General features: G+C 70.9%; 16 protein-coding genes. 9 read left to right on the forward strand and 7 right to left on the reverse strand.

The window, feature by feature from the left end; genetic code table 11:
• On the reverse strand, positions 1-609 hold a 609-nt coding region (locus FDA94_RS39865), incomplete at its 3' end, for a hypothetical protein (RefSeq protein ID WP_212735283.1).
• A 33-nt stretch (positions 610-642) separates the two neighbouring features.
• Positions 643-1,215, reverse strand: coding sequence for a helix-turn-helix domain-containing protein (locus tag FDA94_RS11600; protein WP_137247072.1), 573 nt, complete (start codon positions 1,213-1,215; stop codon positions 643-645).
• 98 nt (positions 1,216-1,313) lie between these two features.
• Between FDA94_RS11600 and FDA94_RS11605 the strand changes: the two genes are divergently transcribed.
• The 8 genes from FDA94_RS11605 (at position 1,314) to FDA94_RS11635 (ending at position 7,715) form a co-directional block, all read left to right on the forward strand.
• Complete coding sequence (locus FDA94_RS11605) at positions 1,314-2,777, forward strand: NCS1 family nucleobase:cation symporter-1 (protein WP_137247073.1); 1,464 nt, start codon at positions 1,314-1,316, stop codon at positions 2,775-2,777.
• Entirely contained in the window at positions 2,774-3,493 is a 720-nt protein-coding gene (locus tag FDA94_RS11610; RefSeq protein WP_246059777.1) for an aspartate/glutamate racemase family protein, read from the forward strand. Before FDA94_RS11605 ends, FDA94_RS11610 begins: the two co-directional genes overlap by 4 nt.
• 12 nt (positions 3,494-3,505) lie before the next feature.
• Positions 3,506-4,087, forward strand: a complete 582-nt coding sequence (locus tag FDA94_RS11615) for a DUF4291 domain-containing protein (protein ID WP_170990891.1) — start codon at positions 3,506-3,508, stop codon at positions 4,085-4,087.
• Between the two features lie 30 nt (positions 4,088-4,117).
• Positions 4,118-4,750: an alpha-ketoglutarate-dependent dioxygenase AlkB gene (locus FDA94_RS11620; protein WP_137247075.1), complete on the forward strand. Its 633-nt coding sequence runs from the start codon at positions 4,118-4,120 to the stop codon at positions 4,748-4,750.
• Positions 4,751-4,794: 44 nt separating this feature from the next.
• A complete protein-coding gene (locus tag FDA94_RS11625) occupies positions 4,795-5,232 on the forward strand; it encodes a VOC family protein (RefSeq protein WP_246059778.1) in 438 nt (145 codons plus the stop codon).
• A 112-nt stretch (positions 5,233-5,344) separates the two neighbouring features.
• Positions 5,345-6,847, forward strand: coding sequence for a hypothetical protein (locus FDA94_RS11630; protein WP_137247077.1), 1,503 nt, complete (start codon positions 5,345-5,347; stop codon positions 6,845-6,847).
• A gap of 5 nt (positions 6,848-6,852) precedes the next feature.
• Positions 6,853-6,984 (forward strand): hypothetical protein, encoded by a 132-nt coding sequence (locus FDA94_RS41065; protein ID WP_281286564.1) that lies wholly within the window; start codon positions 6,853-6,855, stop codon positions 6,982-6,984.
• Complete coding sequence (locus tag FDA94_RS11635) at positions 6,981-7,715, forward strand: hypothetical protein (RefSeq protein ID WP_137247078.1); 735 nt, start codon at positions 6,981-6,983, stop codon at positions 7,713-7,715. The genes FDA94_RS41065 and FDA94_RS11635 overlap by 4 nt, the downstream gene beginning before the upstream one ends.
• On the opposite strand, the gene FDA94_RS11640 is transcribed toward FDA94_RS11635, so the two are convergent.
• From FDA94_RS11640 to FDA94_RS11655, 4 genes are read right to left on the reverse strand one after another with little or no spacing between them, the layout of a single operon-like run.
• A complete protein-coding gene (locus tag FDA94_RS11640; RefSeq protein ID WP_137247079.1) occupies positions 7,642-8,700 on the reverse strand; it encodes an ABC transporter ATP-binding protein in 1,059 nt (352 codons plus the stop codon). The two genes, FDA94_RS11635 and FDA94_RS11640, sit on opposite strands and share 74 nt — an antisense overlap.
• A complete protein-coding gene (locus tag FDA94_RS11645; protein WP_137247080.1) occupies positions 8,697-9,491 on the reverse strand; it encodes an ABC transporter permease in 795 nt (264 codons plus the stop codon). Before FDA94_RS11645 ends, FDA94_RS11640 begins: the two co-directional genes overlap by 4 nt.
• Positions 9,479-10,327, reverse strand: coding sequence for an ABC transporter permease (locus FDA94_RS11650; protein ID WP_137247081.1), 849 nt, complete (start codon positions 10,325-10,327; stop codon positions 9,479-9,481). Before FDA94_RS11650 ends, FDA94_RS11645 begins: the two co-directional genes overlap by 13 nt.
• Positions 10,327-11,502 (reverse strand): ABC transporter substrate-binding protein, encoded by a 1,176-nt coding sequence (locus FDA94_RS11655; RefSeq protein WP_137247082.1) that lies wholly within the window; start codon positions 11,500-11,502, stop codon positions 10,327-10,329. Before FDA94_RS11655 ends, FDA94_RS11650 begins: the two co-directional genes overlap by 1 nt.
• Positions 11,503-11,691: 189 nt before the next feature.
• On the opposite strand from FDA94_RS11655, the gene FDA94_RS11660 reads away from it, so the two are divergent.
• A complete protein-coding gene (locus FDA94_RS11660; RefSeq protein ID WP_137247083.1) occupies positions 11,692-12,426 on the forward strand; it encodes a GntR family transcriptional regulator in 735 nt (244 codons plus the stop codon).
• Here FDA94_RS11660 and FDA94_RS11665 read toward each other — a convergent pair.
• Positions 12,423-13,073, reverse strand: coding sequence for an SRPBCC family protein (locus FDA94_RS11665; protein ID WP_137247084.1), 651 nt, complete (start codon positions 13,071-13,073; stop codon positions 12,423-12,425). The two genes, FDA94_RS11660 and FDA94_RS11665, sit on opposite strands and share 4 nt — an antisense overlap.
• Positions 13,074-13,104: the final 31 nt, after the last annotated feature.

A 13,104-nucleotide genomic window follows, 5' to 3' on the forward strand; every position in this document is an offset into this window, starting at 1 on the left:
CGCCCAGCCCCACGGCAGGCCCTCGTCCGCGCGCTCCGCCGGTGCGGGAGCCGCCGCGGCGGCCGGGGCCGGGGCGGGGTCGGCCGAGCGTGAGGGGGCCGGGGCCATGGCGGTGGTGCCCGCCTTCACGACGTGCTCGGCGTCCCACGGGAAGCCCGGCGGCTTCACCGGCCCCCAGTAGTCGGTCACGGTCCCGCCGGTCTGGCTCGGGAACGGCGGGGGCGCGACCTCCAGGCCGCCCGGCACGGTCAGCTGACCGAGGTTGTACGGCGCGAAGATCCCCTGCACCCCTTCGAGCTTCCACGTGCCCTCGGGCACCTGGATCGTGGCGGCGTAGTGGGCCGGCTCGGCCAGCCGCGTGCCGGGGAAGTCGAGCACCTTCACCCCGTCGGTGAGGCGCAGCCCCGTCTGCATCTCGGACGCGGGCCCCTCGAAGGGGTGCGTCCCGTGCTGGAGGACCCAGTAGCCGATCGTGTACGTCGCCCCCGGCTCGATCGCCCGGGGGAAGGTGTCGAGTTCCGTCACCGCCCACGCGCCGGCGTTCGCGGGGAGCGCCGGGAGGAAGACGGCGGCGACGACCGCCAGGGCGGCCAGAATTCGTCGTGTCATACCCCTGCTACCGGCCCGCGCGGGAAAAGGTTCTCAGCGGTGCACGATCAGCCACGTCGCCACGGCGGTCACCTCGGCCGACCGGTTGCCGATCAGGTGGGGGCGGTCGCACGGGAAGGTGACCGAGTCGCCGGGGCCGAGGGTGACGGTCTCCGACTCGAACTCGACGGTCAGCTCCCCGGCGGTGACCGTGCCGACCTCGTAACCGTCGTGCTTGAGGAACTGGCCGTGCGCGTTGGAGATCGACAGCGGCGGATAGGTCGACTCGAAGAACTCGACGTCGGGGGTGGGCGACGGCGACAGGCGCCGGAACGTGATGCCGCCGCTCAGCAGGATGGGCGCGACCTCCCCGGCCCGCCGGACGGCGAAGGCCACCGGCTTCACGTCGGCGGGGTCGAACACGTCGGCGAGCGGGACGCCGATCGCGGTCACGTAGGCGATCAGCCGGGAGACCGACGGGCGCATGAGGCCGCGTTCGATCTGCGAGACGGCCGACGGGGAGATGCCGAGTTCCCTGGCGACGGCGCGCAGGGACAGCCCGGACCGCCGGCGCAGCTCACGTAGCCGGGCCCCGAGCTGTTCTGTTCCGAGGGCCTCGGCTTCCATGGCTCCTTACCGATTGTCACAGCGGGTTAACAACGGCGAAACGGGTCGAGCGTTAAGTGATTGCTTAACACCATCACGATACCCCCGAGGAAGCTGTGATGACCGACGTCCAAACAGGCCTCATCAAACCCGGCTACGATCCCCGCCTCGCGAACGAGGACCTCGCTCCGCTGAAGAAGCAGACCTGGTCGTCCTACAACATCTTCGCCTTCTGGATGTCCGACGTACACAGCGTCGGCGGTTACGTCACCGCCGGTTCGCTGTTCGCGCTCGGACTGGCGTCGTGGCAGGTGCTGCTCGCCCTGCTCGTCGGCATCGTCATCGTCCAGGTCTTCTGCAACCTGGTCGCCAAGCCCAGCCAGGTCACGGGCGTGCCCTATCCGGTCATCAACCGGGCGATCTTCGGGGTGCTCGGCGCGAACATCCCCGCCATCGTGCGGGGCGCGATCGCGATCGCCTGGTACGGCGTGCAGACCTACCTCGCCTCGCAGTCGCTCCTGATCATCTTCCTCAAGTTCTGGCCGTCGACGGCCGCGCTCAACGAGTCGACCTTCCTCGGCCTGTCGCCCCTCGGGTACATCTGCTACGCCATCCTCTGGGTAGCCCAGGCGGCGGTGTTCTGGAAAGGCATGGAGGCGATCCGCCGGTTCATCGACTGGGCCGGTCCCGCCGTGTACGTCGTCATGGTCGTGCTGGCCGTCTACCTGGTCGGCGAGGCCGGGTGGGAGAACATCTCGCTCGACCTGAGCGCGGGCGAGAGCCTCGGGTTCGCCGAGTCGATCCCGGTCATGCTGGGCGCGATCGCCCTGGTGGTGTCGTACTTCTCGGGGCCGATGCTGAACTTCGGCGACTTCTCGCGGTACGGCAGGTCGTTCGACGCCGTCAAGCGCGGCAACCTGCTCGGGCTCCCGGTGAACTTCCTGTTCTTCTCGATCCTGACGGTCATCACCGCCTCGGCGACGGTGCCGGTGTTCGGTGAGCTGATCACCGACCCGATCCACACGGTCGAGCGGATCGACACGCCGTTCGCGATCCTGCTCGGCGGGCTGACCTTCGTCATCGCCACGATCGGGATCAACATCGTGGCCAACTTCATCTCGCCGGCGTTCGACTTCTCCAACGTGTCGCCGCAGAAGATCTCGTGGCGGATGGGCGGCATGATCGCCGCGGTCGGGTCGGTCCTGCTGACGCCCTGGAACTGGTACAGCAACCCCGACGCCATCCACTACACGCTCGGCGTGCTCGGCGCGCTGATCGGGCCGCTGTTCGGGATCCTGATCGCGGGCTACTACGTGATCAGCCGGCAGTACGTCGACGTGGACGCCATGTTCACCATGTCGCCGACCGGGCGCTACTACTTCAGCGGCGGCTACAACCCGAACGCGATCTACGCGATGCTGGCCAGCGGCATCCCGGCGATCCTGTCGGTGATCGTGCCGAAGCTGATCGGGTCGGGTCTGTGGATCGCCGACTACTCGTGGTTCATCGGGTGCGGGCTCGGCTTCGTGGCCTTCATCGCCTTCGAGCGGCGCAGCCCCCGGATCCTGGTGGACGCCGGGTGACCCACGTCAAGGTGATCAACCCCAACACCTCCCGGGACATGACCGAGCTCATCGGCGCGTGCGCCCGGGAGGTGTCGGCCCACGTCACCGCGGTCAGCCCGGCCATGGGCCCGGCCTCGATCGAGAGCCACTACGACGAGGCGCTGGCCGTGCCGGGGATCCTGACCGAACTGCACGGCGCCGACGCCTACGTGATCGCCTGCTTCGGCGATCCGGGCCTGGACGCCGCCCGCGAGGTAGCCGACGGCCCGGTGGTCGGCGTCGCCGAGGCGGCCATGCACGTCGCGACCCTGGTCAGCCGCAGCTTCAGCGTGGTCACGACCCTGGGCCGGACCGTCCAGCGGGCCCTGGACCTGGCCGACCGCTACGGCTGCGCGCGGGCGTGCCGGGGGGTGCACGCGTGCGAGATCCCGGTCCTCGACCTCGACGACGAGGCCTGCGACCTGGTCGCGGAGGTCGCCGAGGCCGCGCTGCGGCACGACCGTTCCGAGGCGATCGTGCTCGGGTGCGCGGGGATGGGGGCGTACACGAAGGAGATCGCGCGCCGGATCGACGCCCCGGTGATCGACGGGGTCCAGGCTGCGGTGACCCTGGCCGAGTCGCTCGTCCGGCTCGGCGTCACCACCAGCAGAAAGGGCGAGTACGCCGCTCCCCCGCCGAAGCCCTACGCGGGCCTGCTGAGCGAATTCGCGTTGCGGGCGGAAAGCCCGATATGAAGACTGTGCCGCATGATTCCGCTGCGGCAGATCAGGGCCCGCCACGACGAGCGCACGATCACCGTCTACCAGGCCTACAACCCCGAGATCGGTGAGTACGCCGCCACTCACGGCCGGTTCGCGCCCTCCTACAACCGGAACCGGATGACCTGGGTGAAGCCGTCGTTCCTGTGGATGATGTACCGCTCCGGCTGGGCGACCAAGCCCGGCCAGGAGCGCGTGCTGGCCGTCACGATCACCCGGGAGGGGTTCGAATGGGCGCTGGCCCATTCGGGGCTCAGCCACTTCGACTCGGCCGTCCACCACGACCGGGCGGCGTGGACGGCGACCCGGCACCGGCCGGTCCGGATCCAGTGGGATCCGGAGCGCTCGCCCGCCCTGCACGCGCTGCCGCACCGCTCGCTGCAGATGGGCCTGTCGCGCGAGGCGGTGGACCGGTACGTGGACGAGTGGATCGTCGGGATCGAGGACGTGACCGCCCTCGCCCACCGGATCCACGCGCTCCCGGCCGACTCCCGTGCGGCCGAACTCCCGGTCGAGCGTCCCTATCCGCTCCCGGCCGGCATCGCCGCCACCTGCGGGCTTTCCTCATGATCGAACAGGTGTTTGATATCCTGACGGACTATGAGCGCAGTGTTCCAGCCGTCGCTGCTCGACGCGACGGCCGACCACGAAGGGCCGGGGCCGCTCGGCGGCCACGTCCACCGCACCCTTCTGTCTGACGGCGCCTGGATCGACGTCCGCCCCGGCTGGATCTCCGGGGCCGACGCCCTCTTCACCCGCCTCGCCGACACCGTCCCCTGGCGGGCCGAACGCCGCCGCCTGTACGACAACGTGGTCGACGTCCCCCGCCTCCTCGCCTTCTACGACGAGGGCGAGCGCCTGCCCGACCCCCTGCTCGACCAGGCCAAGGCGATGCTCGACGACCACTACCGCGAGGAGCTCGGCGAGCCGTTCCGCACGGCCGGCCTGTGCCTCTACCGCGACGGCCGCGACAGCGTGGCCTGGCACGGCGACCGCATCGGCCGGGGCTCGACCGAAGACACGATGGTCGCGATCGTCTCGGTCGGCACCCCCCGGGCGCTGCTGCTGCGGCCCCAGGGCGGCGGCCCGACCATCCGCCACGACCTGGGCCACGGCGATCTGATCGTGATGGGCGGCAGCTGCCAGCGCACGTGGGAACACGCCATCCCGAAGTCGGCGAAGGCGCGGGGCCCGCGGATCAGCATCCAGTTCCGGGTGAGAGGGGTCCGCTGAGAGGTCTCGGCGGACGTCGAGAGAAGGGGACATCGACAGTGGACATGAAACTCGAGGTCATCGTCCTGCCCGTCGCCGATGTGGACCGGGCGAAGAGCTTCTACGCCGCGCTGGGCTGGCGCGAAGACGCCGACATCGTCACGGGAGACGATTTCCGCGTCATCCAGTTCACCCCGCCCGGGTCGCCCTGCTCGATCATCTTCGGCACCGGGGTCACCTCGGCGCCGCCCGGCTCGGCGCGGGGTCTGCACCTGATCGTCGACGACATCGAGGCCGCGCGGGCCGAACTGGCCGCCCGGGGTGCGAACCCGAGTGAGGTCTTCCACGACGAGGGCGGGATCTTCCACCACGGCGGCGGACAGGCGCGGGTCTCCGGCCCGGCCCCCGGCCGCGCCACCTACGGGTCGTTCCTGTCGTTCGACGACCCCGACGGGAACGGGTGGTATCTCCAGGAGATCACCACTCGCCTTCCCGGTCGGTAATCCTTATTCGTCCGGATAAATAGCGCTAAGATCGTCGCCCTGTCGTCAATAGCCGGGGAATGACGTGTCCATTCGAATTGCGACGGTAATTGTCGGCATTTATTCCGTCGCCGTGCTCGGCGCTCTCGCGTGGGCGATACTCACCGGGGATTGGCACGTCTTCTTCTTCGTGACCGTCTGGGAGCACCACGACTCCGCCTCTTCGCTCCTGGTGGTCCTGGTGCTGCTCGCGGCCGGGTTACGCGGCTGGGTGATCTGGACGGTGCTGGTCCGCCCGCCTTTCCAGGGGCCGCCCTGGACGCGGGTGCTGCGGTTCCTGCTCTATCTGAACGCCGTCCTGTTCGTGCTGGGCCCGGCCGTCTCCCTGGTCGCCGGATACGCCGCCTACCTGGTGAGTCTTCCGGTGCTCGCGCTGCTGCCCCTGGTATTCCGGCAGGTGCCCCTGGCGGTCCGGGTGGTCGTCGCGGCCGTCGGGGTGGCCGCGTGCGTCCTGCCGCTCTTGGTGGAGCTGCCGGGCGTGATGCTGGTCTGGCCGATCGCGGTGGTGCTGTTCCAGGTGTTCTGCCGGTGGAGCCCGGTCACCTGGGGGCTCGGCCTGGCCGCGCTCGTCCACGCCGGCGCGATGAGCCTGCTGCCGGTTCGGTTCACGACGTATGACACGAGCCCCGCCTGGCTGCTGCTGCTGCTGGACGCCTTCGCGGTGATCCAGGCGCTGTGGCTGGCCCACACCGCCGCCGACCTGGGCCGCGACCACGCGGCCGCACCGGCCGCGCCGCTCGCGTTCCGGCTGGGCGCGGTCGTGCTGGCCTCGGTGGTGGCGGGGACGGCGGCCGTGGCGGCCCTGCGTCCTCCGGCGGGGGCCGTCGACGAGGTGCTGGTCGTCAACGCGCTGACGAGCGGCGAAGAGGACTCCGCCGACCCCGTCGCCGGCTGCGAGCCCTGGACGGTACTCGGGAAGGAGTACGTCACCACCCTGCCGCACGACCGGGAGAAGGCCTACCTGTGCCTCACCCGCCACGACGACCGGCGGCCCGACGCGGCCCTGCTGGCGGAGGGGCGGGCCCTCTGCGCCGCCGAAACGCTCTACGGCGGCACCATGGAGCGACTGGTCTACCTGTGCCCCGAGCGGGTGGCGGCGGTGGCGCCGGGCCTGCTGCTCGGCCGGACCGTCATCGACGCGCTCCACGCGGCCTGCGCCGATCCCTGGCCGCGCGTCCGGTCAGGCGGGCAGTTCCCCACTGTGCCCCATCTGCTGGAGAAGCCCGGCGAGGGCTACCGCGTCGTCACCCATCGCCTGCACGACGGCCCGCCCGGCTGGCTCGACGAGGAGCCGGTCGCCGTCGGAGCGGGCGTGCAGGGGGTGTGCCTGACGTACAAGACGGTGAAGCGGCCGCCGCCCCTGCGGGCCGGCGGGTGGCGCAGCGTCGTCGAGGTCCCGCTGCGCTCCCACGGCTCCGTGGCGCTGCGCGACGGAAACCTTCTGGACGAGATCGGCGAGGGCCGCCAGCGGATGCGCGTCTACACCCGCGACCTGGCCGTTCCGGGCCTGAAGGCCGAACAGCACCTGATCGTGGCCTTCCCCGGCCGCTCTACGGAGCGGGTCGTGCACAAGTGACCCGGGTGTGGATCGTCGCTGACGGCCGGCCGGTCTATGTCTTCGTGGCCATGGACCTGGGCGTCCTGACCCGCTGGTGGCCGCGCACCGCCCGCGAGGCCGATCGCCGCCCGGTGGGAAAGGTCGTGCCCGCGTGAGGCGGCTCCTCGGGTTCCTCGTGTACGGCCTGGTGGTGGCCGCGACGCTGGACACCCTCGCCCTGCAGGTCGCGGCCTGGAGATCCCTGTGGCCGGAGCTCCCCGTTTACTGGATCGCCGGTGTCATGTCGGCCCTGCTGCTCGCTTCGCGCGCCCACGTGGCGTGGGAGCTGCTGCGCGCCCGCTGGCCACGAGACGTGCGGCAACGCTGCTTCCGCGTGGCCGTCTGGCTGGGGTTCGCGAACTTCGTCGAGCTGGACGACCTGCTGCCGCTGCCGCGCGCGGTCGAACCCGCCGTCGAGGTCGTGCTCGAACTGGCGGTGCCGGTCATGCTGCCGGTCCTGCTGACCTCGGCGCCGCTGGTCGCCCGGGTGTTCCTCGGCCTGGTCGGGGTGGTCGTCTATCCCGCCGAGACGCCCATCTCGTGGTTCTGGGTGGCGCTGGTGCTGCTGGCCCAGACCATGGACGGGCGGTGGAGCCGTTCGGTGCTGTGGCTCGGCTGGGCCTATAGCGCGGTGCTGCTCATCGGCGGGGTCTTCGCGCACTCGTGGTTCATCGTGTCGATACCGCTCGACGTCCTGCTGGTCACGCAGATGTGGTGGCTCGTGCGGACGTCCGTCGAGGCCGATCGCCTGGGTGGCGATCGGCCCGCGCGGTTCAGGCGACCGGCTCCACCGGGGCGGCGACCGCCGTCCGTGGCGCCGTCAGGACCGGGCGTTCGACCAGGGTGACGTCGACCTTGAGGCCCGGCGCGAGGCGGACGGCCTCGTGGCCCGGGACGTCGGCCAGGACCTCGCCGCCGCTGTCGAGCTGGACGCGCAGCCGGGCGATGGAGCCCCGGAACGACGAGGCGAGGATGAACCCGCGACCCTCCTCCGACGGGCTCACCCGCACGGCCTCCGGCCGGACCAGGACGTCGACCTCCTCGCCGGGGGCGGCGCCGTCGAGCGGGAGGAAATGGCCGAAGACCTCGACCGTCTCCCCGGACACGCGGCCCGGCAGGTGGTTCATCGTGCCGACGAACTCCGCGACGAACGGGGTCGCCGGGCGGTCGTACACCTCCGCCGGAGGGGCCACCTGCTCCAGGCGGCCCGACTTGAGCACCGCGACCCGGTCGGCGACCGAGAGGGCCTCCTCCTGGTCGTGGGTGACGAAGATGGTCGTGATGCCGAGTTCGAGCTGGAGGCGGCGGATCTCCTCGCGGAGGTTGACCCGCACCTTGGCGTCGAGCGCCGACAGCGGTTCGTCGAGCAGCAGCACCTTGGGCTGGAGGGCCAGGGCGCGGGCCAGGGCCACCCGCTGCTGCTGGCCGCCCGAGAGCTGGTGCGGGTAGCGCTCGCCGAAGCCGCCGAGGCCGACGAGTTCCAGCAGCTCGGCGGCCCGGCTGTGGCGCTCGGAGGTCGGCCGCCGCCGGACCCGCAGCCCGAACGCGACGTTGTCGCGCACGTTCAGGTTGGGGAACAGCGAGTAGCTCTGGAACACCATCCCGGCGTCGCGCCGGTTGGCGGGGACCCGGGTGACGTCGGCGCCGTCGATGAACACGGCGCCGGTGTCGGGGCGTTCGAACCCGGCCACGCAGCGCAGCGCGGTCGTCTTCCCGCAGCCCGACGGGCCGAGGAAGGCGATCAGCTCGCCCTGCTCGATGGTCAGGCTGAGGCCGTCGAGGGCGACCGTGCCGCCGAACGAACGGCGCAGCTCACGGAGTTCAACGGTCATTTCGACTTCCTTCCCGCTCCCGAGAGGGTGAGCAACAGCAGCCAGATCAGGCCGAGGCTGAGCACCGACAGCGCGACCGAGAGCTGGCCGTCGCTGCCGGAGACGGTGACGATCCACACCGGGAAGGTGCGGTAGCCCATGAGGGCCGCGATGGTGTACTCGCCCATGACGAGCGCCAGGCTGAGGAACGAGGCGCCGGCCACGGCCGAGCGCAGGTTCGGCAGGATCACCCGGAACAGCACGTACGGCCACGAGGCGCCCAGGTTCCGGGCCGCCTCCACGAGGGTCCGCACGTCGACGGCCCGCAGGCCGGTGTCCAGCGAACGGTAGGCGAACGGCAGCGCGAGCATGACGTACGCCAGCACCAGGACGACGGGGAAGTCCTCGTCCTGGATGGAGATGAGGGTCTGCCAGAACGGCGTGGCCGCCAGGGCGTCGGTGCCGCCGCGCAGGGCGTTGGCGATGCCGACCACGTAGGTGATCGGCGGCACGATGAGCGGCAGCGTCGTGATGGTCTCCAGCACCGGGCGCAGGCCGGGGGCCCCGAGACGTACGGCCAGCAGGGCCGGCAGCGCCAGGAGCAGGACCAGCACGATCACCGCGGCGCCCAGCAGCAGCGACTTGAGCAGGCTCTCGCCGAAGCCGGGGGCCGACACGATCCGGCCGTACGCGCCGAGGGAGAAGCCCAGCGACTCGTTGTAGACGGTGAACCAGACCGCGATGGCCAGCGGCACCAGGAAGTAGACCGCCGCCACGCCCAGCGTCAGACGCCGCCACGTCACGCCAGCCATCGGGAGCTCCTCTTCTGCAGCGGCAGGTAGACGGCCATCACCAGCAGCGCGATCACGATCATGTCGACGGACAGCGCGAGGGCGATGTTCTCGTACCCGATCAGGACGTTGCCCGTGAGGGCGTCGGCGATCTGCAGCGTCACCAGCGGCACCGACGCGCCGACCATCGCGGCGGCGGTCGCGTAGGCGGCGAACGCGCCGCCGAACAGCAGCACGCCCCCGCCGAGCAGCGCGGGGCCGAGCACCGGGATGCCGACGTGCCGCCAGAACTGCCAGGTGGACGCGCCGTTGTTCAGCGCGGCCTCCCGCCACTGCGGCTTGAGCCCGTCGAGCGCGGGGGCGATGACGAGCACCATCAGCGGGATGGAGAAGTAGAGGTACACCAGGGCCAGGCCCCAGAAGTTGTAGAGCACGCCCGAGCCGAGGCCGAGGGCGGCGGTGACCACGCCGGAGTTGCCCAGCGTGGCGATCCAGATGAAGGCGAGCGGCACGCCGCCGAAGTTGGCCAGCACCCCGGACGCGGTCAGCACGGCCTCCCGCAGCAGCCCCGACCGCGAGGTCAGCACCGCCTGCGCGAGGAACGCCCCGAGGACGGCGCCGAGGATCGCGACGACGGCCGACAGCTTGACGCTGCTCCACAGCGCCCCGATGTACGGCTCCTGCATCGTCGCCGACAGGTTGTCGAACCCGAACCCGCCGCCCTTGACCGAGAACGCGCCGACGCCCAGCACCACCGTGGGGATGCCGAACGCGATCAGGGTGACGACGAGCAGCGGGGCCGCCGCCAGCCACCCGGCGCCGCCACCGCGGCGCCGGGAACCCGTGAGACCGGCCATCAGCCCGCGACCGCGGCGCCCCAGCCCGAGGCGACGGCTTCGTTCGCCTTCGTGACCTGGTCGGGCGTCGGGAAGGCAGGCTCGCCGTCGACCGGCGGGAGGGCGGCGGAGGCGGCCTGGTCGACCGAGCCGTCGGCGATCATCGCGGGCAGCAGGACCGGGCGGGCGAAGCCCTTCAGGTACAGGTTCTGGCCCTCGGTGCTGTAGAGGAACTCCTGCCACAGCCGCGCGGCGGCCGGGTGGGGGGCGTCCTTGTTGATGGCCTGGGCGTAGAGCTGGAAGTACTTGCCGTCGCTGGGGATGACGGTCTTCCAGTCGAGGCCCTTGCCGGCCATGATCGGCGCGTAGGCGGCGTTGTTGTAGTCCCAGTCGATCGAGATCTGGGTCTCGCCCTTCTCGATGGTCGCCGGGGTGGTCTCGACCGGGTTGAAGTTGCCGGCGTCCTTGAGCTTCTTGAAGAAGTCGATGCCGGGCTGGATGTCGTCGAACGAACCGCCGTTGGCGAGCGCGGCGGCGTATACGCCGGCGAAGGCCGAGCCCGACTTGGTCGGGTTGCCGTTCATCGCGACCTTGCCCTTGTACTCGGGCTTGAGCAGGTCGGCGAAGGTCTGCGGGCAGGCGGCGATCTTCTTGGCGTCGCAGCCGATGGAGACGTAGCCGCCGTAGTCGTTGAACCAGAGGCCGGTCGACTCCTTCTGGCCCTCGGGGATCTTGTCCCAGTTCTCGACCTTGTACGGCGCGAACAGGCCCTCGGCCGCGCCGCTGATCGCGAACGACTGGCCGACGTCCAGGACGTCGGGGGCGCGGTCCTGGCCCTTGCGGGTCTTCACCGCGTTGATCTCGTCGGCGGAGGAGGCGTCGGGGGTCTCCTCCTCGATCTCGATGCCGGGGTACTTGGCCTTGAACGCGGCCAGGATCTCGCCGTAGTTGGCCCAGTCGGGCGGCAGCGCGATGACGTGCAGTTTGCCCTCGGCCTTGGCCGCCTCGTACAGCTTGTCGACCCCGCCGAAGTCGGCGGCCGAGGTGGCGGTACGGGCGTCGACCGCGGCGGCGCCACCCGGGGCGGCGGCGGAGGACGTGGAGGTTGCCTCGGTACCGGGCGCGGACCCACAGGCCGCGACGGCGATCAGCAGACCGGCGGTGAGGCCGGTGAGACGGACTCGGGAAGAGACCACGGTGAACTCCCACTGGAGCGATGTGCACAGAACTTGTTCAAACAAGCTAGGGACGCCACATCGCCCGCCACCGTCCTGCCGGTGAACAGTCGGAGGCCATTCGTCAAATGGCTAAACACCTACTTTTCCGAACGTTTCGTTGACCGTACGGTGAGGGCCGTCCCTGTACGCAGAGAGCTGGGAGCCGCCGTGCACCCGCGTTACGCGCGCATCGCCGACGAGCTCCGGGCGGCCATCCTCGGCGGTGAGCTCCCGGTCGGCGCGCCCCTGCCCTCGGAGACGGTGCTGGCCGCCCGGCACAAGGTCGCGCGGGGGACGATCCGCCAGGCCGTCGCGGTGCTGACCGCCGAAGGGCTGGTGGGCTCCCGCCAGGGTGCCAGACGGATCGTGCTGGGCCGCGAACGCAGCCAGAACTTCGCGGTGCTGCACAGTTTCGCGGAGTGGGCGCGGGCCGCCGGGCACGAGGTGACCGGCCAGGTGATCGACCAGCGCCGCCGCGTCGCGGGCGCCGCCGAGGCGGCCCGGCTCGGGCTGACCGTCGGCGACACGGTGCTGCAGGTGCTGCGGCTGCGCCGCCTCGACGGCGTCGCGGTGCTGCTGGAACGGACCGTGTACGCCGGCTGGCTCGCCCCCGCGGTCGAGCGGTTACCCGCTGACTGCGACTCGGTCACGCGGGCCCTCTACGAGTCGAGCGGGCTGGTGTTCGCGTACGGGGAGCATCTGATCGACGCCGTCGCGGCCGGGACGGAGGACGCCCGCCTGCTCGGAGTGCGGCGGGGCGGGCCGCTGCTGCGGCAGCGGCGGGTGACGACGACGCGGGAGGGGCGCCCGGCGGAGTGGTCCGACGACCGCTACCGGGCCGGCAGCGTGACGTTCGCGATCCGCAACGCGGCGGGCGCCCTGGCGGTGCACCCGCAGGACTAGCCGTAGTAACCGCTCTCGATGCGCTGCTTGAACACCGACTGGATGCCCTGGTGGGCCATGACGCCCTGCGAGACCGTGTAGTCGATCAGCAGGACGCTCGCCTCGAACCTCAGGTTCTCGGTCACCCGGGTCCCGGCCGCGCCGAGGTCCTCGAAGGTGATCGTCTGGTGGGTGATGACGTTGGGCAGCGTCCACGAGTCGACCTCGTAGAAGTAGCCGGCCGCGTTGATCCGCTGCTGGGCGTGGGTGTTGATCGGGGTCGCGGGCAGCCCCGGCTGGAGCGGCGTGTTCTCGATCGCGGTCTGGTTGACGGTGCGGACCCCGCCGGAGGTGGTGTCGGAGTGGACGACCACCCGCTGGAGCAGCGGGTTCGCGCCGATGTGGTTCTCGAAGTTCGAGTAGATCGCGAAGACCTCGTAGCGCGGGGCGGCGATGTCGACCGAGATGCTCTGCGACCGGGCCGCCCTGCCGAGGGCGGGGTGGGGGTGGTTCAGGGCCTCGACCAGGGTGTACGTGGTGCGGGCCAGCTCCCACTGGAGGGCGATCAGCGGGTCGGAGTCGGCCCTGGCGGGCGAGCTCATGACGGACAGGACCATCGTGAGGGCGAGCAGTGGAGCGCTTAACAGCCGGAACGGCTTCTTTCTCATGGGCACATCACACCCCAGAAGCCGTTGGAAC

The organism is Herbidospora galbida, assembly GCF_005233835.1.
Lineage (GTDB): Bacteria > Actinomycetota > Actinomycetes > Streptosporangiales > Streptosporangiaceae > Herbidospora > Herbidospora galbida.